This is a genomic window from Micromonospora noduli (genome assembly GCF_003264365.1).
GTDB lineage: Bacteria > Actinomycetota > Actinomycetes > Mycobacteriales > Micromonosporaceae > Micromonospora > Micromonospora noduli.
Genome location: NZ_PYAK01000083.1, coordinates 1 through 18,496, shown reverse-complemented (window position 1 = coordinate 18,496; position 18,496 = coordinate 1). Strand labels below are relative to the sequence as shown.

Genomic DNA, 18,496 nt, shown 5'->3' with positions numbered 1-18,496 from the left:
GGCCGCCGCGTCCGGGATGCTCCCCGTCGCCGCCCCGATCGGCCCGGTCGGCGACGTGGCGCCGCTGCCGGCGACCGGCGGGGCCGGGTCCGGAGGGTCGGTCGCGGCCGGTGGCCCCGGGTCCGCCGTGGACCGGCTCTTCGCGGGTCTCGCGGCGCTCGGCACCCTGATCTTCGCCCAGCGGGTACGCCTGCTCGTCGCCCACCGGGTCGAGGACCAGGCCGGGCTGACCGCTGCCGAGGCGGCGGTGACCGCCGTCGACGAGGACCGGGCCGAGCTGCGGCTGTCGGTGAAGGAGAAGGACGACTTCTTCTCCACCTACTTCGTCAGCACCTGGTCGCCGTGCGTGGTCCGGCTCTCGGCCCGGCTCCGGCTCACCCCGACCGGGGTGACGGCGATATCGGTGCTCTTCGCGTTGGCCGCGGCGGTGCTGTTCGGAGTCGGTGGGCGGCCCGCGCTGGTCGGTGGCGCGGTGCTGCTCTACCTGGGCTTCGTGCTGGACTGCGTGGACGGCCAACTGGCCCGCTACACCCGGCACTTCAGCGCCTGGGGTGGCTGGCTGGACACGATGGCGGACCGGGCCAAGGAATACCTGGTCTACGCCGGGCTGGGCTTCGGGGTGAGCCACGCCGGGCTGGGCAACGGGTGGGCACTCGCGATCGCCGCGATGACGTTGCAGACCGTCCGGCACATGACCGACACCTGGTACGGGGTGCTGCACGACGAGGCGGCCCGTCGCCCGCGTACGGCGACGAACGCCAGCGGCGGGATCGGTGACCGGCTCAACGCGGCGTCGACCCGGGTGCAGGCGGACACCGGGTCTGTGTCGTACTGGCTGAAGCGGACAGTGGTCTTCCCGATCGGTGAGCGGTGGGCGCTGATCGCGCTGACAGTGGCGCTGTTCAACCCGCTGGTCAGCCTGATCGCCGTGCTGGTCTGGGGGGTGCTGGCGTTCGCGTACACCGGGGCGCTGCGGACGCTGCGGGCCCGCTGGATGTGGGTGCCGGTGCTGGACACTGTCGACGCCACCCTGCACCGCGACGACGGACCGCTGGCCCGCTGGTTGCCGGTGGTCCGCCCGATGGGGCCGCTGACGCTGGCGGTGATCGCCGCGCTCGGCCCGGCGGCGCTGCTGGTCGGGGCGCTGCTGAGCGACGCGCCCGAGGGGCTGCGCTGGGCGGTGCCGGTGGCGCTGCTGGTGCTGCTGGTCGGCGGCCTGGGTGCCGGGGCGGCGCACAACGGTCCGCTGGACTGGCTGGTGCCTGCGGCGTTGCGGGCCGCCGAGTACCTGTTCGCCATCGCGGTCGGGGTGGTCGGTGCGGCGCCCGGTTGGCTGATCTTCGGGTACGTCTTCGTGCTCACCGTGCACCACTACGACCTGACCGCCCGGCTGGAGAAGCGACAGGTGGCACCGCCCCTGCACGCGGCGACGCTGGGCTGGGAGGGGCGCTCGGTGCTGCTGGCCCTCGCGGCGATCGCCGGTATTGCGGGTATCGGACTGGCTACACTCGGTGCGTACCTTCTCGTGGTTTTCGTGGTGAGCGTCGTCCTGGCCTGGTTCGTGCGACCGGCCCGTAGCGCGCGGGCGTCGGTGGCGCCGGCGGGCGCTGGAGGTGCCGCGCCGCGCTGACGGAGGGCGGCCGGATGACTCTGATCAGCTTCGTGGTGCCGGCCTTCCGGGTGCAGGGATACCTGCGTGAATGCCTGGACTCCATCCTCGGTCAGCCGGAGACGGACATCGAGGTGATCGCCGTCGACGACTGCTCGCCGGACGCCAGCGGCGACATCATCGACGAGTACGCGGCTCGCGACCAGCGGGTCCACTCGGTCCGGCTGTCGGAGAACGTCGGCCTCGGTCCGGCCCGGAACATCGGGCTGGACCGGGCCGTCGGCGAGTACGTGTGGTTCCTCGACGGCGACGACTGGCTGGCTCCGGAGTGCCTGACCGAGGTCGCCGAACGGTTGCGGGTCACCCGCCCGGACGTCCTGCTGGTCGACCACGTCCGCACCCACTGGAACGACACCGCCACCCGCAGCGCGATGGCCGAGGTGTTTCCGGAGTCGCCGGGTCCGGGGACCTTCCGCCTGCGGGACCGGCCGCAGGCGATGCACCTGCTGCACACCGCGTGGAACCGGCTGGTCCGTCGGGAGTTCCTCGCCGACCTGGGGCTGCGCTTCGCGCCCGGCTGGTACGAGGACGTCTCGTTCAGCTACCCGGTGCTGATGGCGGCGCACCGGATCGGCGTACTCGACCGGGTCTGCGTCAACTACCGCCAACGCCGCGCCGGCGCGATCACCCGGACCCGCGGTGACCGGCACTTCGAGGTCTTCCCGCAGTGGCACCGGGTCTTCCACCTGATGGATTCGTGGGGGTCGGCGACGGAGGCCCTGCGGCCGGCGGTCTTCGAGCGGATGATCTGGCACTACCTGACAGTGCTCGGCAACGGTCAGCGGATCGCGCCGGAGCTGCGGGAGGCGTTCTTCGCGCAGATCACCGCCGACTACGAGCGCTGGCTGCCGGCCGGCGGCTATCCGGTGCCGGACGGGGTCGAGGGGATCAAGCACAAGCTGGTCGCGTCCGGCCGGTGGCGCACCTTCAGCGCGTTGCGGGCCGCCAGCCGGGTCCGCGACGCCGCCCGCCGGCGGGCCCGCACCGCGCGGCGCACTGTCGGCCCGGTCGCCCGGCGCGGTGCCCGGCTGACCCGGGACGGGCTGCTGCGCGAGTACTACCGGGCCGAGTTGCGGCGGCCGGTCGACCCGACGCTCGCGGTGTACGCGGCGTACTGGTACCGGGGTTACTCCTGCAACCCGGCGGCCATCTACGAGGTTGCCCGCCGGTTGGCGCCGGGGGTGCGCGGGGTGTGGGTGGTGCGCCGGGACCGGGTGGACACCGTGCCGGCCGGAGTGGAGTACGTGGTGGCCGGCACGCCCGCGTACTACCGGGTGCTCGCCCGCGCCCGATGGCTGATCAACAACGTCAACTTTCCCGACTTCGTCCGCAAGCGACCGGCACAGGTGCACGTGCAGACCCACCACGGCACGCCGGTCAAGGTGATGGGGCTGGATCAGCAGCGCTACCCGATCGGCGCGGGCCGGATGGACTTCGCCGGGCTGCTGCGCCGGGTGGACCGCTGGGACTACAGCGTCAGCGCCAACAGCTTCTCCACCCAGATGTGGGACCGGGCGTACCCGGCCACGTACACCACGCTGGAGGTCGGGTACCCGCGTAACGACCGCCTGGTCACCGCCAGCCCGGACGAGGTGCGCCGGCTCCGCGCGGAGTTCGGCCTCGACCCCGACGAGCAGGTCGTCCTGTACGCCCCGACGCACCGCGAGCACCTGCCCGGCTACCGGCCGCCGTTCGACCCGGACCGGTTCGTCCAGGCGCTGGGTGACTCGGGCCGGTTGCTGATGCGCAGCCACTACTTCCACGACCGTGATCGACGCCCCGGCCAGCCGAGGGACTGGGAGCGGGTTCGTGACGTGAGCGGCCATCAACGGGTCGAGGATCTCTACCTGGTGGCGGATGTGCTGGTCACCGACTACTCGTCGGCCATGTTCGACTATGCGGTGTTGGACCGGCCGATCGTGCTCTACACCCCGGACTGGGAGGCGTACCGGCTGGCCCGGGGGGTCTACTTCGACGTCACCGCCGAACCGCCGGGCGCGGTAGCCTCCACTTTCGCCGATCTGCTCGACCTGTTCCGTACCGACGGGGTGCGCTCGGACGCGGCGACCAAGGCCCGCGAGCATTTCCGGGCCCGGTTCTGCACATTGGACGACGGGCGGGCGGCGGAGCGGGTGGTGCGGCAGGTGTTCCTCGGGGAGCCGGGCGAGCGATCCACGCGCTGCTGATCGCGGTTTCTGTCGTGTAATAGCAGTGTCATCGATCGAACATGAGACGTTTACCCGATGTCACAAACCCATGATCCTGGTCACAGTCTTGTGGGGTTCGGTCGACGCGCGCTGGGGGGGACGACGGTGAGCACCGTCACGCTCAAGGATGTGACCAAGGTTTTCCGGGATGGCACGCTGGCCGTCGACAGCATCAATCTGGATGTGAACGACGGCGAGTTCATGGTGCTGCTTGGGCCGTCCGGGTGCGGCAAGTCGACAGTGCTGCGGATGATCGCCGGGTTGGAGGAGCCGACCACCGGTGCGGTCATGCTCGACGGGGAGGTGGCGAACGACCTGCCCCCACGGGACCGCAAAATCGCCATGGTCTTCCAGGACTTCGCCCTCTACCCGCACATGACCGTTGGCGACAACATCGCGTTTCCGCTGCGGCTGGCCGGGGTCGAGCCCGAGCCGCGTGGCGAGCGGGTCAGCGACGTGGCGAGCGCGCTGGGCATCGGTGACGTGCTGGCCCGCAAGCCGGGTCAGCTCTCCGGCGGGCAGCGGCAGCGGGTCGCAATGGGGCGCGCGATCGTCCGCCGTCCCGGCCTGTTCCTGATGGACGAGCCGCTCTCCAACCTGGACAGCGGCCTGCGGGCCGAGTTGCGTGCGGAGATCTCCGGCCTGACCCGCGAGCTGGGCGTCACCACTGTCTACGTCACGCACGACCAGGCCGAGGCGCTCACCATGGCCGACCGGGTGGCCATCATGCGCCGCGGCGTGCTCCAGGACGTGGGCACACCGACCCAGGTGTACGGCCGGCCGGCGACGCTCTACGTGGCGGCGTTCCTGGGCAGCCCACGGATGAACCTGCTGGAGGCGTCGGTCTACGTCCATCTCGACCGGTACGTCACGCTCAACCTCGGTGACCAGTCGCTCTACCTGCCCTGGAACGACATCCGCAGTCGGGCGGTGGCGCACTACCACGGTGAGCGGATCGTGGTCGGTATGCGGGCCGAGGCGCTCACCCCGGTCGCTCCGGACAGCCCCGGCGACGTGCTGCGCGGGCGGATCCGCTACCTGGAGCACCACGGGCACGAGTCGTTGGCGTTCCTCGACATCGGCGCGACAGCGATCGTGGTGGACGAGATGGGTGCCCCGCTCGAACCGCCGCCGGTCGGCCAGCGCGGTCTGCGCCGCTTCGGCTCGGTGATGCAGCGGCTCACCGGCAAGCCGGTGGAGGCGCAGGAGGCACCGGCCAGTGGCGTCCAGACCAGCGTGCTGCCCGATCCGGGCCGGCACCACCGTCGCCCGGCGGAGCTGGCGGTACGGCTGGCGCCGTACCCGGCGGTCAGCGCCGGTCACCCGCTCGCCGTCTCGGTACGGATGGACGCGCTGCACTTCTTCGACGAGCGCGGCGACCGGATCGACGTGGGTTGGCGCTGACGACGTGCCCGGACGGGGTGGCGGGCCCGCCACCCGGTGCCCTACCGTCTGCCCACCAGTCCACAGTGAAAGACCACCGAGAGGGGTGCACCCGTGTCGGGTGACCGTCCCAGCCCGCTCGTCATCGAGCGCATCCTGCGAGATCGCGAGAGCATCTGGCAGCAGATCGTTGCCGAGCGTGACCTCAACGCCCTGACCGGGCGGATGCTGACCAGCTCCGCCATCGCGTTGGCCTGCTACGGGGCGGTGCTGGGCTTCTTCCACAGCCCACTGATGGCGCTGACCTCGGCGCTGAAGCTGCCGCTGCTGTTCCTGGTCACCCTGGTCATCTGCCTGCCCACGCTCTACCTGTTCAACCTGGTCTTCGGGGCCCGGCTCTCGGTGCGGCAGTCGTTGGCGCTGGTGATGGTGGCGATCACCGTCACCTCGATGCTCGCTGTGGCGTTCGCGCCGATCAGCCTCTTCTTCCTGATCACTGCCAACGACTACGGGTTCTTCAAGCTGCTCAACGTGTCGATCCTGACCCTGTCGGCGCTGGTCGGGTTGCGCTTCCTGACCAGCGGGATGCAGGTGCTCAACGACAACGGCCTGCTTGCGCCCGAGGCCGCCAAGGTAACTGTCGACGAGCGGGCCGGCGCCCCGGCGCCGGTCCAGGCCGTGCCGGCCGCGGTGCCCGCCGGGCCGACGCCGGCTGCCGCGCCGGTCGCCGGCCAGAGCGCCGAGCCGGTCGCCGTGCCGGCCGGGGCCACCGTGGCCGAGTCGACTGCGAACGGTGCCGTGACCACCGCGACGGCGCCGGCCCAGGTTCCGCCCCAGGTTCCGGCCCAGGTGCCGACGCAGTGGGCCGGGCAGCCGGCCGGCACCTCGTTCCCGCCCGGCATGCTGCCGCCCGGCTACGTGGCGCAACGCCCGTGGGACGGCCGTACGGTCCGACGCGGGGAGCCGACGCAGCGTCCGGCCAGCATGACCCTGCTCTACATCTGGATCCTGCTCTTCGGTTTTGTCGGCACCCAGCTGGCCTGGACGCTGCGGCCGTTCTTTGGCGACCCGGGGCAGGATTTCTCCTTCTTCCGCAGCATCGACGGCAACTTCTATGCGGAGATCCTGCGGATCATCGGCAACCTCTGACCGTCCCCCGGCGGCAGAGTCGCTGGTTGCCGGCCTGGTTACCGGTTAGTAACGTCAGGCCATGACTATCGACTCCCGCCAGGTGGCGGCCGGCATGCTGGAAGCGGTGCCGTTCGCTCGTACGCTCGGTATCGAGTTCGTCGAGGTGGCACCCGAGGCGGAGGGCGGCGTGCGGGCAGTCGTCCGGCTGCCCGACTCGCCGGCCACCCACAACCACATCGGGGGCCCGCACGCCGGCGCCATGTTCACCCTCGGCGAGACGGCCTCCGGCGCGGTAGTGCTGGCCGCCTTCGGGCAGTTGCTCGACCGGGCCGTGCCGTTGGCCGTCCGGGCCGAGATCGCCTACCGGAAACTCGCCATGGGTCCGGTGCTGGCCACCGCGCGACTCGGCCGGCCGGCGGCCGAGGTGACCGAGGAGCTGGCCGCCGGCCGGCGCCCGGAATTCCCCGTCGCGGTCCAGATCGCCACCGAGGACGGCAAGCCGACCTCGGAGATGACAGTGATCTGGACGCTGCGACCGAACTGAAACGCCCCATGGCGGCCGAAACGGGTTTGCGGACCCAGCAGGGTGGATAGATTCGTACCGTGCTGGGCCTACCTGCTCACGTGACCGCCTGTCTCTTCGATCTGGACGGTGTGCTGACGCAGACCGCCCGCGTACACAACGCTGCCTGGACGCAGACGTTCGACGAGTTTCTCCGCCAGCGCGCCACGGTCTCCGGCGAACCGTTCCAACCGTTCGATCCGGGCCCGGACTACAACCGCTATGTCGACGGCCGCCCCCGGGCCGACGGCGTCCGGTCGTTCCTCGCCTCCCGCGGGATCGTGCTGCCCGAGGGCAGCCCGGACGACCCGCCGGAGGCGGAGACCGTCAACGGCCTGGGCAACCGCAAGAACGTCCTGCTGCTGCACCGTCTGCGTACCGGCGGCGTCGAGGTCTACCCGGGCTCCGTGCGGTACCTGAAGGCGGCGACCGCCGCCGGGCTCCGCCGAGCCGTGGTCACCGCCAGCGCGAACGGGGGCGAGGTCGTCGCCGTCGCCGGATTCGAGCCGCTGCTGGAGGCCCGGGTGGACGGGCTGGTCGCCCGTGCGCAGGGGCTGCGCGGCAAACCACACCCCGACACGTTCCTCGCCGGGGCCAGGGTGCTCGGAGTCGACCCGACGCAGGCCGCCGTCTTCGAGGACGCGCTCTCCGGGGTGGCCGCCGGCCGCGCCGGTGGCTTCGGCTACGTGGTCGGCGTCGACCGGGTCGGGCAGGCCGACGAGTTGCTCGCCCACGGCGCCGACGTCGTGGTGACGGACCTCGCCGACCTTCTCGACCGCGCGGACCCACCGGTGCCGAACCGCACCGCTACCGACCCGCTCGCCGCCGAACGAGGCTCCGGATGATTCGGGAGCGCGCCTATCCGGTGGAGCCGTGGCACGTCCGGGAGACCCGGCTGGACATGGACGTGCTGGCCCAGTCGGAGTCGGTCTTCGCGCTCTCCAACGGGCACGTCGGCCTGCGGGGCAACCTCGATGAGGGCGAACCGCACGGCCTGCCCGGCACCTACCTCAACTCGTTCTACGAACTGCGTCCGTTGCCGTACGCGGAGGCGGGCTACGGCTTCCCCGAGTCCGGGCAGACCATCGTCAACGTCACCAACGGCAAACTGATCCGGCTGCTGGTCGACGACGAACCGCTCGACGTGCGTTACGGCGAGCTGATCGCCCACGAGCGGATCCTCGACCTGCGGGCCGGCACGCTGCACCGGGAGCTGCACTGGCGCTCGCCCGCCGGCCGGGAGGTCAAGGTCCGCAGCACCCGTCTCGTCTCGTTCACCCAGCGGTCCGTGGCCGCCATCAGCTACGAGGTGGAGGCCGTCGACGGCCCGCTGCGACTGATCGTGCAGTCCGAGTTGGTGGCGAACGAGTCGCTGCCCGCGCAGAGCAAGGACCCCCGGGTCGCGGCGGTGCTGGAGTCGCCGCTCCAGGCCGAGGAGGAGCTGACCACCCCCGACGGCGGCCAGCTGATCCACCGCACCAAGGTCTCCGGTCTGCGGGTCGCCGCCGCCATGGAGCACGAGGTGCACGGCCCGGACCACACCACCATCGAGTCCGAGGGATACCAGGACTGGGTGCGTACCACCATCGCCTGCGTGCTCCAGCCCGGCGAGAAGCTGCGGGTGATCAAGTATCTGACGTACAGCTGGTCGAGTCGCCGGTCGCTGCCGGCTCTGCGCGACCAGGTCGGCGCGGCACTGGCTGGTGCCCGGCTCGACGGATGGGACGGGCTGCACCGGGAGCAGCGCAACTACCTCGACGCGTTCTGGGACGCCTCCGACGTGCTGGTCGAGGGCGACCCGGAGGTGCAGCAGGCGGTCCGGTTCGGGCTCTTCCACGTGTTGCAGGCAGGCGCGCGGGCCGAGCAGCGGCCGATCTCGGCGAAGGGGCTGACCGGCCCCGGCTACGACGGTCACGCCTTCTGGGACACCGAGATGTTCGTCCTGCCGGTGCTCACGTACACCCAGCCGAGCGCGGTGCGCAGCGCGTTGCAGTGGCGACACAGCACGCTGGATTCGGCGCGGGAACGTGCCGAGACGCTCAACCTCCGGGGTGCCGCCTTTCCCTGGCGGACCATCGAGGGCCCGGAATCATCCGGATACTGGCCGGCCGGTACGGCAGCGTTCCACATCGCCGCCGACATCGCCGACGCCGTGCGCCGCTACGTGATGGTCACCGGGGACACCCAGTCGGAACGGGAGATCGGGCTGGAGCTGCTGGTGGAGACCGCCCGGCTGTGGCGCTCGATCGGCCACCACGACCGGCACGGGCAGTTCCACATCGATGGTGTCACCGGCCCGGACGAGTACACCGCCGTGAAGAACGACAACGTCTACACCAACCTGATGGCGCAGCGGAACCTGCTCGCCGCCGCCGACGTGGTCATGCGCTACCGGGACGAGGCGTTCCACCTCGGCGTCACCGACGAGGAGGCCGCGAGCTGGCGGGACGCCGCCACCTCCATGCACGTCCCGTACGACGAGGAGCTCGAGGTCCACCAGCAGGTGGAGGGCTTCACCCGACTCCAGGAATGGGACTTCACGCACACACCGGCGGAGAAGTACCCGTTGCTGCTGCACTACCCGTACTTCGAGCTGTACCGCAAGCAGGTGGTGAAGCAGGCCGACCTGGTCCTCGCCATGCACTGGCGGGGGGACGCCTTCACCCCCGAGGAGAAGGTGCGCAACTTCCTCTACTACGAGCGCCGCACCGTACGCGACTCGTCGTTGTCGGCCTGCACCCAGTCGGTCCTCGCCGCCGAGGTGGGCCACCCCGAACTCGCGCACACCTACCTGCGCGAGGCCGCGCTGATGGACCTGCACGACCTCAACGAGAACACCCGCGACGGCGTACACATGGCGTCGTTGGCCGGCGCGTGGCTCGCCCTGGTCAGCGGGTTCGGCGGTCTCCGGGACCACGACGGCGAACTGTCCTTCGCCCCCCGGCTCTCCAGCCGACTCAACCGGTTGGAGTTCTCGCTCCAGTGGCGCGGGCTGGCACTGCGGGTGGATGTCCGGCCGCACCAGACGACGTATTCGCTGCGCCACGGCGGCCCTGACGACGTGGTGGAGCTGCGCCACCACGACCAGATGCTGCGGGTGACCTGCGACGAGCCGGTGACGGTGCCGGTGCCGCCGGCCGAGCCGTCCGGTCCACCGCCCGAGCAACCACCCGGCCGGTCTCCGCTGCTGCGGTTGCCCGAGCGCGAACAGTGACGGGCGGGGCGGGAATCTTCCCGCCCCGCCCGTCCCGCGCCTGTGGGTCAGACCGGCTCGCCGGTCCCAGTTCGTCAGACCGGCTCGCCGGTCCGAGTTTGTCAGATCGGCTCGCCGGTCGACGGACGCCCGATCGCGTCCCGGGGCGCCGCCGCCTTCGGGTCGTCGGGCAGCCGGGCCGAAGCGGCCTGGTCTCCGAAATCCTGGTCCCCGACGTCCTGGTTGCGCTCGGCGTCCTGTTCACGCTGGGTTCGCTCGGTCAGCTGCTGCTGCCGGGAAATCTGCTGCTTGGCCATGGCGATCCTCGCGATCCGTCGGGGCGCGGCTGCGCCGACACGGTCTGCGGTCGCTCGTCGCGTACCCGGCGCCCCAGCGGGCAAACGCGGCCCGGCGGCGGGCCCACGGCCCGGGGTGACGCCGTCGCGGCGTGCGTGCCCGGCGGCGGGCGGGGTACCCGGACCACCGGCGAGTAACCGGAGGTGAGGTATGGACGAGCAGCGCAGCGTGACCATTCCGATCGGGGACGCCCAACTCCCCGCCGACCTGACGTTGCCCGCCCAGCCGGTCGGCGTGGTGCTGTTCGCGCACGGCAGCGGCAGTTCCCGGCACAGCCCGCGCAACGTGGCGGTGGCCCGGACGCTGAACGGCCGTGGGCTGGGCACGGTGCTGGCGGACCTGCTCACCCCGGCCGAGGACGAGGTGGACGCCCGAACAGCCGAACTGCGCTTCGACATCGGGCTGCTGGCCAGCCGGCTGGCCGGGATCGTCGACTGGCTGGCCGTCGAGCGTCCTGCCGGCGATGTGCCGATCGGTCTGTTCGGGGCCAGCACGGGTGCTGCCGCCGCCCTGGTCGCGGCGTCGTCCCGCGCCGATCGGGTGGCCGCCGTGGTCAGCCGGGGTGGTCGGCCGGACCTGGCCGGGAACGCCCTGGCCCAGGTGCGTACCCCGACGTTGCTCCTGGTCGGCGGGCTGGACGAAGAGGTGATCACCCTCAACGAGCGGGCGCTGGCCGAGCTGGGGGAGGTCGGCGAGCTGCGGGTGATCCCCGGCGCCACCCACCTCTTCGAGGAGCCCGGCACCCTGGAGCAGGTCGCCGATCAGGCCGGCACCTGGTTCACCACGCACCTCGGTCGGTGATCATTCTGAGGGCAGGAGAGCCGAGGCCGAGCGGCGCTGCTGGACGGTGTCGATGACGCGCCAGAGGACGGCGGTGATCGGGACGCTGACGAAGGCGCCAGCGATGCCCGCGATCAGCGTGCCCGCGGTGACCGCCACCAGGATCACCGCCGGATGCAGTCGGACCTGACGCTTCATGACCAGCGGCTCCAGCAGGTTGCCTTCAATCTGCTGCACGGCGATCACCGCCGCGAGGGTGAGCAGCGCGGTGGTGGGACCGTTCGCGGCCAGCGCCACCAGCACCGCCACCGCGCCGGCCACCGTCGCCCCGATGATCGGCACGAACCCGCCGAGGAACGTGATCAACGCCAGCGGCAGTGCGAGTGGCACCCTCAGCACCACGAGAGCCAGCCCGATGCCCAGCGCGTCGATCGCGGCGATGAACATGGTGCCCCGGCTGTACGCGCCCAACGTCTGCCAACCGTTGCGGCCGGCCTCGGCCAGCACTGGTTGGTTCGGGCCGGAGACCCGGGACAGCACCCAGTGCCACATGGACCGGCCGTCCTTGAGCAGGAAGAAGAGCAGCACCAGAGCCAGCAGCGCGGAGCCGAACACCTCGGTGGCGGTCCGGGCACCGGCCACCGGGTCCGGAGAGCTGCCACTGAGCCCCTCCCGGGCCTGGTCGACCAGCCGGTCCAGCTGTGCCTCGCTGACCGGCAGGGTGGACGTCACGAAGTCCCGGCTGCGTTCGACGCCCTGCGTCAGCTCCTGGCTGAGCTGATCGAACTGGCTGGCGGTCAGATTCCACACCAGGGCGCCGACGCCGACCAGGATGCCGAGCAGCAGCAGTACGGTGCAGAGCGCGGCCAGCGCCGCCGGCAGGCGCAACCGGCGCAGCAGCAGCAGGACCGGGTCGAGCAGCGCGGTGAGGAAGATGGTGGCGGCCAGCGCGATGGCCAGCGGCGCCAACAGGACGGCGATCCGGCCGAGCAGGTAGAGCCCCGCGGCGATCACCACCAGGCAGGCGCTCCACAACACAGCGGTTCGGACCAGCCACGGCAGCGCCGCCCAGGTCTGGCGCGGCCCGGGGCTGGCTGTCGGTCCGGGTTCCTCTGTGGCCATGTCGGTCCTCCTCGATGTCGACGAGGTCGGTACCCGGTCGGTCGTGCCCCGACACCCGAATCGCTGGCCGTTGCCCGCGCGGATCGTACGTCGGCCGGAGTGACGTGGGTGGGTGTTCGCGAATCACATCCGAAGCGGCGGCGTTTGCGTGGTCCGGCCGAGGGAACGCGAAGGGGACGGACCGGACTGAGGAGGAACGCCGTGGGTGACTTCATGGACAAGGCCAAGGACTTCGCGGACAAGCATGACAAGCAGGTCGACCAGGGTGCGGAGAAGGCCGGCGACATGGCCGACAAGCGCACCGGCGGCAAGTACGGCGATCAGATCGACAAGGGCGTGGACCAGGCCCAGGCGCGCACCGGTGAGGGCGACCAGGTCCGCTGACCCAGCGTGCTCCTCCCGGGCCGCCGCGCCGTCGGCGACCCGGGAGTGCCGGGTCGCCGATGATGCGCGGGTCAGCGCTTGTCGCGTAGCTCGTCCACTGAGGTGGGTCGGCCGCTCAACGCGTCGCGCAACCGGTCGACCAGACCGATGCCGGGGGCGAGCAGCTTGTTCATCGGCGGATGCTCCGGGCTTCCCGGATGCGGACGGGTCGGCCCGATCTTCTTGATCGCCGTCACCCGGCCGGCTGCCTCGACCAGCTCCTCCCGGGCCGTCGCCGCGCGCAGTCGGGGAAAGAGCTCCTTCTCCTCTTCCGCCACGTGGTGTCGGACGGTGCTGGTCAGCTGGGCGAGCAGCTCGTCGAAGCGGGGGTCGGACGGGTCGGCTGACTCCAACGCCTTCATGGTCCGCTCGGCGTCGGCGTGCTCCGCGATCTCCCGGTCGGCGATCTCGTCGCCGTCGGGCAGCACCTTTCGGGCGATCGGATACACGTACGCCTCCTCGGCCACCGAGTGGCGGACGAGTTCGGCGATCACCACGTCGGTGAGGCGCCGGCGGTGCTCGGGGGTGCCCTGCCGGGTCGCCAACTCGACGAGAACTGCCTCGATCTCACGATGATCGGAGACCAGGATGTCGACGGCATCGTGGTCGTCATCGGTCGGTGGATTGGTCATGTCACGGCCCCTTACCGGTTGCGGATCGGTGGGAGGTGTGTGGCTCTGGTACCCCCACGGGGCTGCACGAACCCATGGTTGACGATGTGTTCCATGGGGCCTGTGGTGCCTGCGGTGGCGCTGCTGCCGAGCCTCGGCGATTGCCCGGCCGCCGCCGGGGTAACCGCCGCTATGGCCGACGACCGCCCACCCGCCGACCGCGATCAGTCGCGGCTCGACGAGACCGCCGAGCGGACGGTCCGGCGGGTGCGGCACCGTGGTGGGCAGGCCGGCCGGATCAGGGCCCGGCAGTGGGAGGTCACCCTGGTGATCTCCGTCCAGGCCGGGCTGGCCGCGGCCATCGCCGCCCTGCTCGCCAAGAATCTGCTCGGCCAGGGATCGCACGTCTTCGCACCCGCCGCCGCCGTCGGTACGATCGCCACAGCCATCGGGCAGCGGGCCCGCCGGACCTTCGAACTGTTGGGCGGCGTGGCCCTGGGCATCATCATCGGGGACACGCTGCGATTCCTGCTCGGCTCGGGCCCGTGGCAGACCGGCGTGGTGGTCGCGCTGGCAATCGCCGCCGCGTTGCTGGTTGCCGGGAAGGGTGGCCCGCTGGTCGGTCAGGCCGGTGGTACCGCCGTGCTGATCGCAACGCTGGCCCCGATGGAACGTGGCCTGGAGGTGCCCCGGATCTTCGACGCGCTCGTCGGTGGGGCGGTCGGCCTGGTGGTGGTCGCGCTGTTGTTGCCGATCAACCCGATGCGGGTGCTGGACCGTGCCGCGGCACCGATCTTCACGATCCTCTGCGAGCAACTCGCCGAGCTGGCGCGGGCGCTGCGCGAGCGCGACGGCGCCGGGACCATGGCCGTCCTGGAGCGGCTCCGCGGCACCGAGGACGACCTGGGCCGGTTGCACGACGCGCTCAGCGGCGCCGAGGAGGTGGTGACGATCGCCCCGGTGCGCTGGCACCGTCGGCAGCAGTACCACCGTTACGCCCGCAGCGCCGGCCACCTGGAACGGCTGCTGCTGGATACCCGCGCCATGGCCCGTTGGTCGACCACCGCATTGCAGTACGACGAGCCGATTCCGCCGGAGCTGCCGGGTGCGATGGGCCGGTTGGGTCAGGCGGTGGCGGAGATGCGGGTGGAGTGCAGGGTCGGTGACGACCCCCGGCGTACCCGCCGGTTGGTCGAGGAGTGCGCAGAATTGGCCGGGCGGGCCTCCGCGACCGGCGTCAAGTCGTTCGGCGAATCCCTCGTCACCGGACTGCGTACCGCGGCCAGCGACCTGCTCCGGGCCGCCGGCTCCGAACCCGAAGACGCCAACCGGATCGTGCGCCGGGCGGCCGGAGCAGGCGAGGCGGAGATCCACCCGCCGGTCCGCCGACAACTGCACCGGGCCCAACCGACGCGGGCCGCCCGAGCCCGTCGACGCGCCCACCTCGCCGCCCGGGCCCGTAACGACGGTCGGGCCGGCCTCCCCGCACGGGAGAGGCCGGCCCGGTGAACCGTTCGGATCAGGAGGAGTAACCGCGCTCCGCGATCCAGTTGGCGACCTTCGGCAGGCTCATCCAGTACTCGCCCAACGCCGGGTCGGCTGGGTCGGCGACCCGGATCGTGTCACCACCGTCGCGGTAGCCGACGAGGGTCAGGTAGTGGCCACCCTCGTACGAGTGCGGGTTGCCGTCGGTGTCCACTGTCGTGCCCTTGATGTTGGCCACGACCGGTCGGCCGGCGTCTACCGCGGCCAGCACGTCACGGCGCAACTGCTCGACCTGGTCGGGGCGGGCCACCGAATCACGGATCTCGGTGGTCCGGTACTTGCCACCGGTCAGCTCGTTCAGCACGCGGGTGGTGTCCAGGGCCGAGGGGGTACCCGCCTCGGTGGTGCCGAGCAGCCGGGCCACCTCGTCCTGCGACAGCGCCTTGCCCTGCGCGGACAACGCGATCCGGGTCGCGGCCGGGCCGCAGTAGTAGAAGTTCGGCTGGGCCTGGTAGTCGACGCCGAGGATCCGCTCGGCGTGCCGGTCGTTCTGGCTCGACGAGGCCGGGGCAGCCTGCGCCGGGGCGGCCTGCGCGGCCACCGCCGGGCCGAGGGCGCAGCCGCCGGCCACCAGCAGGCCGACGACGGACAGACCGCTCTTCTGGACGATCGGGTTCATGGTCGAGTCTCCGTTCGGGGGTTGGCGCCTCCGGCCAGCGGAGGGCGGCAGCACCGGGAATGGCGCTCGGCGCAACAGGGGGCCGACCATCGGTGGTCTCGGCCCTGGGCGTACCGAGGGCGTAACCGCTCTGCTCCACGGAGAATTCCGTCGGCTGCGGGCACCGTCACCCGCGCGGCATCCCTGCCTGACCCGAACCGGTCATCGGGGACAAACGTCAGCTCAGAGGCTGCCCAACAGCCTGGTCACGCTGATCTCGATGACCACCCGTTCCGGATTCGGGCGCGGTGTCCGATACCGCTCGGCGTACCGCCGCTCCGCCTCCGCCACCGCGGCCGGATCCGACCGCAGCACCGCGCGGCCCTCGATGGTCAACCAGCGGCGGCCATCCACGTGGCACACGGCCACCGCCGCGCCCGCCGCGCCGGCAGCCGCCACCTGACGGGCCTTTCGGGAGGCGCCGGAGGTGATGACCCGGGCCAGGCCGGCCGCCGGGTCGAGAGTCACCCCGACCGGTACGACGTGCGGGGTGCCGTCCGCCCGCACTGTGGTCAGCGTCGCCAGGTGTCGTTCGGCGCAGAAGGCGACAACCCGCTCATCGTGCACGTCCAACCGATGATTGCCCGTCATGCCCGTCCCCTGTCCGCCGAACCGACCCCGATCATGGCACGCGGCGACGCACCTGGCCCCGATCCGGCGGGGCGTCCGGCTGACCGGGCAGCTGGCGACCCGCCGCCCGACGTTGGTGCACCAGCCGGGTCAGGTAGATCAGCGCGGCGGCCAGGACTCCCATGTCGTCCAGGTAGATCGGATCCGGCAGAACGTCCACCGGGAATATCGTGTAGATCAGTGCCCCGTAGAAGGCGACCTTGCCGCCCGCGCCCAGCCCGGTCAGCAGCCTCCGGGTACGCACCACCCGCACTGCCAGCACCACGGCACCGACCAGTGTGGCGAGCGCCAGGATGCTGGCGATCACCACGAGGACCCACGCCTGTCGGGACATGCCGTCACGCTAACCCACCCGAGCCCGTGCGGCTCAGAACGCGGGCACCGTCGCACGGCCGCGTGCGGTCACCTTGTTCTCCCGGGTCTGCTCGACGTTCTCCCGGAGCTGCGCGCCCACAGGTCGGGCAACCTCGCTCAGCGGCAGCACCGACGCCGACTCGGCGACCCGTCGTCCGGTCGCGGCGTGCGCCTCCTCGCGCAGACTGCGAGCCGCCGCCACCGCCAACTCCGCCGCCCGCCACGCGGCCTGCTCCCGCTCGCGGGCTGCGGCGTGCCGGGCCGCCAGGTTGTCCCGGATCGCCCGCTGGAGCACCAGCTCCTGCTCGACCGGGTGCAGTCGCGGGTCCCAGCCGTCGCGGTGCGCGAAGACGTCGCTGAGCTGCTCCACCGACAGCTCCCGCCGCCAGTACGCATCCAGCGCTGCGCGGTGCAGGTAGCGCTCGCGGTCCGCGTACTCGGCGGGGGTCCGTGCGGTGTGCGGCAGCGGCATCGCGGCCGCCGCGTCGAGCCGCCGTACGCCAGCCTCGGCCGCCTCGTACGCCAGCCAGGCCGCCTCGACCGCCTCCTGTGCGGCCACCCACTCCGCCCGACTGCGCCGCACGGTGGTGGTCGCCCGCTCCGCGGCCACCGCGACCTCCTGCGCGTAGCGGCTCTGCTCCCGCTCCTCCTGCGCCTGCTCAAGTTGGCTCGGCATCGCGGCGCGGCGGATCCGGGAGCCCGGGTCGAAGCGGAACCGGCCGGGCCGCAGCAGGAGAGCGGAGACAGCGACGGCTACCACCCCGAGCAGGCTCAGCCAGATGACGGCGGCCCGGGAAAGGTCTGGCAGGACGGCGGAGAGGATGGTTTGCATGATCAGCACCTCGCGGTCGAAGGCGGGTATCGACGGGCGGGAGTAAGGCGCGGCAGCACCGGTCGGCCCGGTGGCGGGATGGTCCCGTCGACGGCGAACTCAGGTGCCGTGCGGGAGGATCAGCCGGGATCGGGCCCCGGGGATCGCCGGGCCTGGCTCAGCGGGCGGGCGGGCCGCGTCGTGCAGGAGAGCCACGGCCGGGATCGATGGCCGGGACGTGCACCGGGCGCGTCACGACCGGACCGGTCGCCGTGGCGGTATCGAGCGTGCCAGCCGGCGGGGCTTCAGCGGGCTGGGCGGCCGGGGCGGCGTCGGGGCGGACACTTGCCACCCGGCTGCTCACAGCACTGGGCCGCAGCTGCGTGGGGGCGGGCGGTGGGGTCGCGGCGAGAGCGGCACCGAGGCCGACCGCGAGCACCAGCGCGGTGACCGCCAGACGGGTCAGTTCCCGCAGTGACCGCAGCACAGCCCACCTGGCTGGGCGGACAGAAGCTGCGGACGACACCCAACCAACCTATCGCTCGTCCTGGCCCACCGCAGCACGGCGAGGGACCGGACGGGCGTGACCGCCACCACCATGCGCACTGTGGACGGTGTCGATCGGGGCTGGGAACGGCGGTGCCCCCGACCGGATCGGGTCCGATCGGGGGCACCGTGCATCGTTGGGGTGGCACCGCTGGCGGGGTGGGCGTGCCGGCGGCGGGCCGTGGTCAGTCGCCGGTGCCGAGCACCCGGGGCGCCGCCTTCTCGTCGCCCTGCCACACCATCTCGTCCTCGGTCAACCAGGTCAGCCGCTCGTCGGAGTCGTCGTCCTGCGCTCGACCCTGCCCGCCGAGCACACCGGGACGGCCGCCGGAGCCCGGTCGGGCGTTGCCGCCGGTCATGGCCGGGCGTCCGCCGCTCCCACCGCGCTGGCCGTCGATGCTGCGCCCGACCCCGTTGGCGGCGCGGGTCTCCGCCGGGGCCGCACCACCACCGGTCGGTCGAGCCGAGGCGGGGGCCGCGTTGCCCGAGCCCGCGAGCGCGCCGCTGCGCAACA

18 protein-coding genes and 1 pseudogene are annotated in these 18,496 nt (G+C 71.9%); 10 read left to right on the top strand and 9 right to left on the bottom strand.

The window, feature by feature from the left end:
* From GUI43_RS31120 to GUI43_RS31090, 7 genes are all read left to right on the top strand, one after another.
* Positions 1-1,630, top strand: a 1,630-nt coding sequence (locus GUI43_RS31120) for a DUF5941 domain-containing protein (RefSeq protein ID WP_112700389.1), incomplete at its 5' end; no start/stop codon positions are given.
* Between the two features lie 14 nt (positions 1,631-1,644).
* Positions 1,645-3,855 (top strand): bifunctional glycosyltransferase/CDP-glycerol:glycerophosphate glycerophosphotransferase, encoded by a 2,211-nt coding sequence (locus GUI43_RS31115; RefSeq protein ID WP_112603967.1) that lies wholly within the window; start codon positions 1,645-1,647, stop codon positions 3,853-3,855.
* Between the two features lie 126 nt (positions 3,856-3,981).
* Positions 3,982-5,280: an ABC transporter ATP-binding protein gene (locus GUI43_RS31110; protein WP_112700386.1), complete on the top strand. Its 1,299-nt coding sequence runs from the start codon at positions 3,982-3,984 to the stop codon at positions 5,278-5,280.
* 93 nt (positions 5,281-5,373) lie between these two features.
* Positions 5,374-6,408: a hypothetical protein gene (locus GUI43_RS31105; RefSeq protein ID WP_112700385.1), complete on the top strand. Its 1,035-nt coding sequence runs from the start codon at positions 5,374-5,376 to the stop codon at positions 6,406-6,408.
* Positions 6,409-6,469: 61 nt separating this feature from the next.
* Positions 6,470-6,934: a DUF4442 domain-containing protein gene (locus GUI43_RS31100; RefSeq protein WP_112581804.1), complete on the top strand. Its 465-nt coding sequence runs from the start codon at positions 6,470-6,472 to the stop codon at positions 6,932-6,934.
* 59 nt (positions 6,935-6,993) lie between these two features.
* Positions 6,994-7,797, top strand: a complete 804-nt coding sequence (locus GUI43_RS31095; protein ID WP_112700384.1) for an HAD family hydrolase — start codon at positions 6,994-6,996, stop codon at positions 7,795-7,797.
* Positions 7,794-10,166 (top strand): glycoside hydrolase family 65 protein, encoded by a 2,373-nt coding sequence (locus GUI43_RS31090; protein ID WP_112581802.1) that lies wholly within the window; start codon positions 7,794-7,796, stop codon positions 10,164-10,166. Before GUI43_RS31095 ends, GUI43_RS31090 begins: the two co-directional genes overlap by 4 nt.
* 101 nt (positions 10,167-10,267) lie before the next feature.
* Here the strand turns inward: GUI43_RS31090 and GUI43_RS31085 are convergent, their stop codons facing one another.
* Entirely contained in the window at positions 10,268-10,462 is a 195-nt protein-coding gene (locus GUI43_RS31085) for a hypothetical protein (protein ID WP_112581801.1), read from the bottom strand.
* 190 nt (positions 10,463-10,652) lie between these two features.
* Here GUI43_RS31085 and GUI43_RS31080 point away from each other — a divergent pair, with 190 nt between their 5' ends.
* The gene (locus GUI43_RS31080) at positions 10,653-11,303 is read left to right on the top strand and encodes a dienelactone hydrolase family protein (RefSeq protein WP_112581800.1); all 651 of its coding nucleotides are present in this window, start codon (positions 10,653-10,655) and stop codon (positions 11,301-11,303) included.
* Here the strand turns inward: GUI43_RS31080 and GUI43_RS31075 are convergent, their stop codons facing one another.
* Positions 11,304-12,404, bottom strand: a complete 1,101-nt coding sequence (locus tag GUI43_RS31075; protein ID WP_112581799.1) for an AI-2E family transporter — start codon at positions 12,402-12,404, stop codon at positions 11,304-11,306.
* 213 nt (positions 12,405-12,617) lie between these two features.
* Between GUI43_RS31075 and GUI43_RS31070 the strand changes: the two genes are divergently transcribed.
* On the top strand, positions 12,618-12,788 hold the full coding sequence (locus tag GUI43_RS31070; RefSeq protein WP_231393380.1) for an antitoxin: 171 nt from the start codon (positions 12,618-12,620) through the stop codon (positions 12,786-12,788).
* A 71-nt stretch (positions 12,789-12,859) separates the two neighbouring features.
* Here GUI43_RS31070 and GUI43_RS31065 read toward each other — a convergent pair whose 3' ends face one another.
* A complete protein-coding gene (locus tag GUI43_RS31065; protein ID WP_112700383.1) occupies positions 12,860-13,459 on the bottom strand; it encodes a hemerythrin domain-containing protein in 600 nt (199 codons plus the stop codon).
* Between the two features lie 93 nt (positions 13,460-13,552).
* On the opposite strand from GUI43_RS31065, the gene GUI43_RS31060 reads away from it, so the two are divergent.
* Positions 13,553-14,947 carry an FUSC family protein gene (locus GUI43_RS31060; protein ID WP_249037900.1) on the top strand — a complete coding sequence of 465 codons (1,395 nt, stop codon included), beginning with the start codon at positions 13,553-13,555 and terminating at the stop codon, positions 14,945-14,947.
* 10 nt (positions 14,948-14,957) lie between these two features.
* Here the strand turns inward: GUI43_RS31060 and GUI43_RS31055 are convergent, their stop codons facing one another.
* From GUI43_RS31055 to GUI43_RS34095, 6 genes and pseudogenes are all read right to left on the bottom strand, one after another.
* Complete coding sequence (locus tag GUI43_RS31055; protein ID WP_091395184.1) at positions 14,958-15,602, bottom strand: C39 family peptidase; 645 nt, start codon at positions 15,600-15,602, stop codon at positions 14,958-14,960.
* A 222-nt stretch (positions 15,603-15,824) separates the two neighbouring features.
* Complete coding sequence (locus GUI43_RS31050) at positions 15,825-16,232, bottom strand: pyridoxamine 5'-phosphate oxidase family protein (protein WP_112700382.1); 408 nt, start codon at positions 16,230-16,232, stop codon at positions 15,825-15,827.
* 31 nt (positions 16,233-16,263) lie between these two features.
* Entirely contained in the window at positions 16,264-16,605 is a 342-nt protein-coding gene (locus tag GUI43_RS31045; protein WP_112581796.1) for a YkvA family protein, read from the bottom strand.
* A gap of 33 nt (positions 16,606-16,638) precedes the next feature.
* Positions 16,639-17,457 carry a hypothetical protein gene (locus GUI43_RS31040; RefSeq protein ID WP_112700387.1) on the bottom strand — a complete coding sequence of 273 codons (819 nt, stop codon included), beginning with the start codon at positions 17,455-17,457 and terminating at the stop codon, positions 16,639-16,641.
* Positions 17,458-17,614: 157 nt separating this feature from the next.
* Positions 17,615-17,923: a hypothetical protein gene (locus GUI43_RS31035; protein ID WP_112700381.1), complete on the bottom strand. Its 309-nt coding sequence runs from the start codon at positions 17,921-17,923 to the stop codon at positions 17,615-17,617.
* Positions 17,924-18,167: 244 nt separating this feature from the next.
* A pseudogene (locus tag GUI43_RS34095) lies at positions 18,168-18,496 on the bottom strand (WXG100 family type VII secretion target); the annotation flags it as partial.

Excerpts from the sequence above, each read along its gene's own strand:
- GUI43_RS31115 (WP_112603967.1), top strand. The coding sequence starts at position 1,645 with ATGACTCTGATCAGCTTCGTGGTGCCGGCCTTCCGGGTGCAGGGATAC.
- GUI43_RS31100 (WP_112581804.1), top strand. The coding sequence starts at position 6,470 with ATGACTATCGACTCCCGCCAGGTGGCGGCCGGCATGCTGGAAGCGGTG.
- GUI43_RS31090 (WP_112581802.1), top strand. The coding sequence starts at position 7,794 with ATGATTCGGGAGCGCGCCTATCCGGTGGAGCCGTGGCACGTCCGGGAG.
- GUI43_RS31085 (WP_112581801.1), bottom strand. The coding sequence starts at position 10,462 with ATGGCCAAGCAGCAGATTTCCCGGCAGCAGCAGCTGACCGAGCGAACC.
- GUI43_RS31080 (WP_112581800.1), top strand. The coding sequence starts at position 10,653 with ATGGACGAGCAGCGCAGCGTGACCATTCCGATCGGGGACGCCCAACTC.
- GUI43_RS31075 (WP_112581799.1), bottom strand. The coding sequence starts at position 12,404 with ATGGCCACAGAGGAACCCGGACCGACAGCCAGCCCCGGGCCGCGCCAG.
- GUI43_RS31070 (WP_231393380.1), top strand. The coding sequence starts at position 12,618 with ATGGACAAGGCCAAGGACTTCGCGGACAAGCATGACAAGCAGGTCGAC.
- GUI43_RS31065 (WP_112700383.1), bottom strand. The coding sequence starts at position 13,459 with ATGACCAATCCACCGACCGATGACGACCACGATGCCGTCGACATCCTG.
- GUI43_RS31060 (WP_249037900.1), top strand. The coding sequence starts at position 13,553 with ATGGGGCCTGTGGTGCCTGCGGTGGCGCTGCTGCCGAGCCTCGGCGAT.
- GUI43_RS31055 (WP_091395184.1), bottom strand. The coding sequence starts at position 15,602 with ATGAACCCGATCGTCCAGAAGAGCGGTCTGTCCGTCGTCGGCCTGCTG.
- GUI43_RS31050 (WP_112700382.1), bottom strand. The coding sequence starts at position 16,232 with ATGACGGGCAATCATCGGTTGGACGTGCACGATGAGCGGGTTGTCGCC.
- GUI43_RS31045 (WP_112581796.1), bottom strand. The coding sequence starts at position 16,605 with ATGTCCCGACAGGCGTGGGTCCTCGTGGTGATCGCCAGCATCCTGGCG.
- GUI43_RS31040 (WP_112700387.1), bottom strand. The coding sequence starts at position 17,457 with ATGCAAACCATCCTCTCCGCCGTCCTGCCAGACCTTTCCCGGGCCGCC.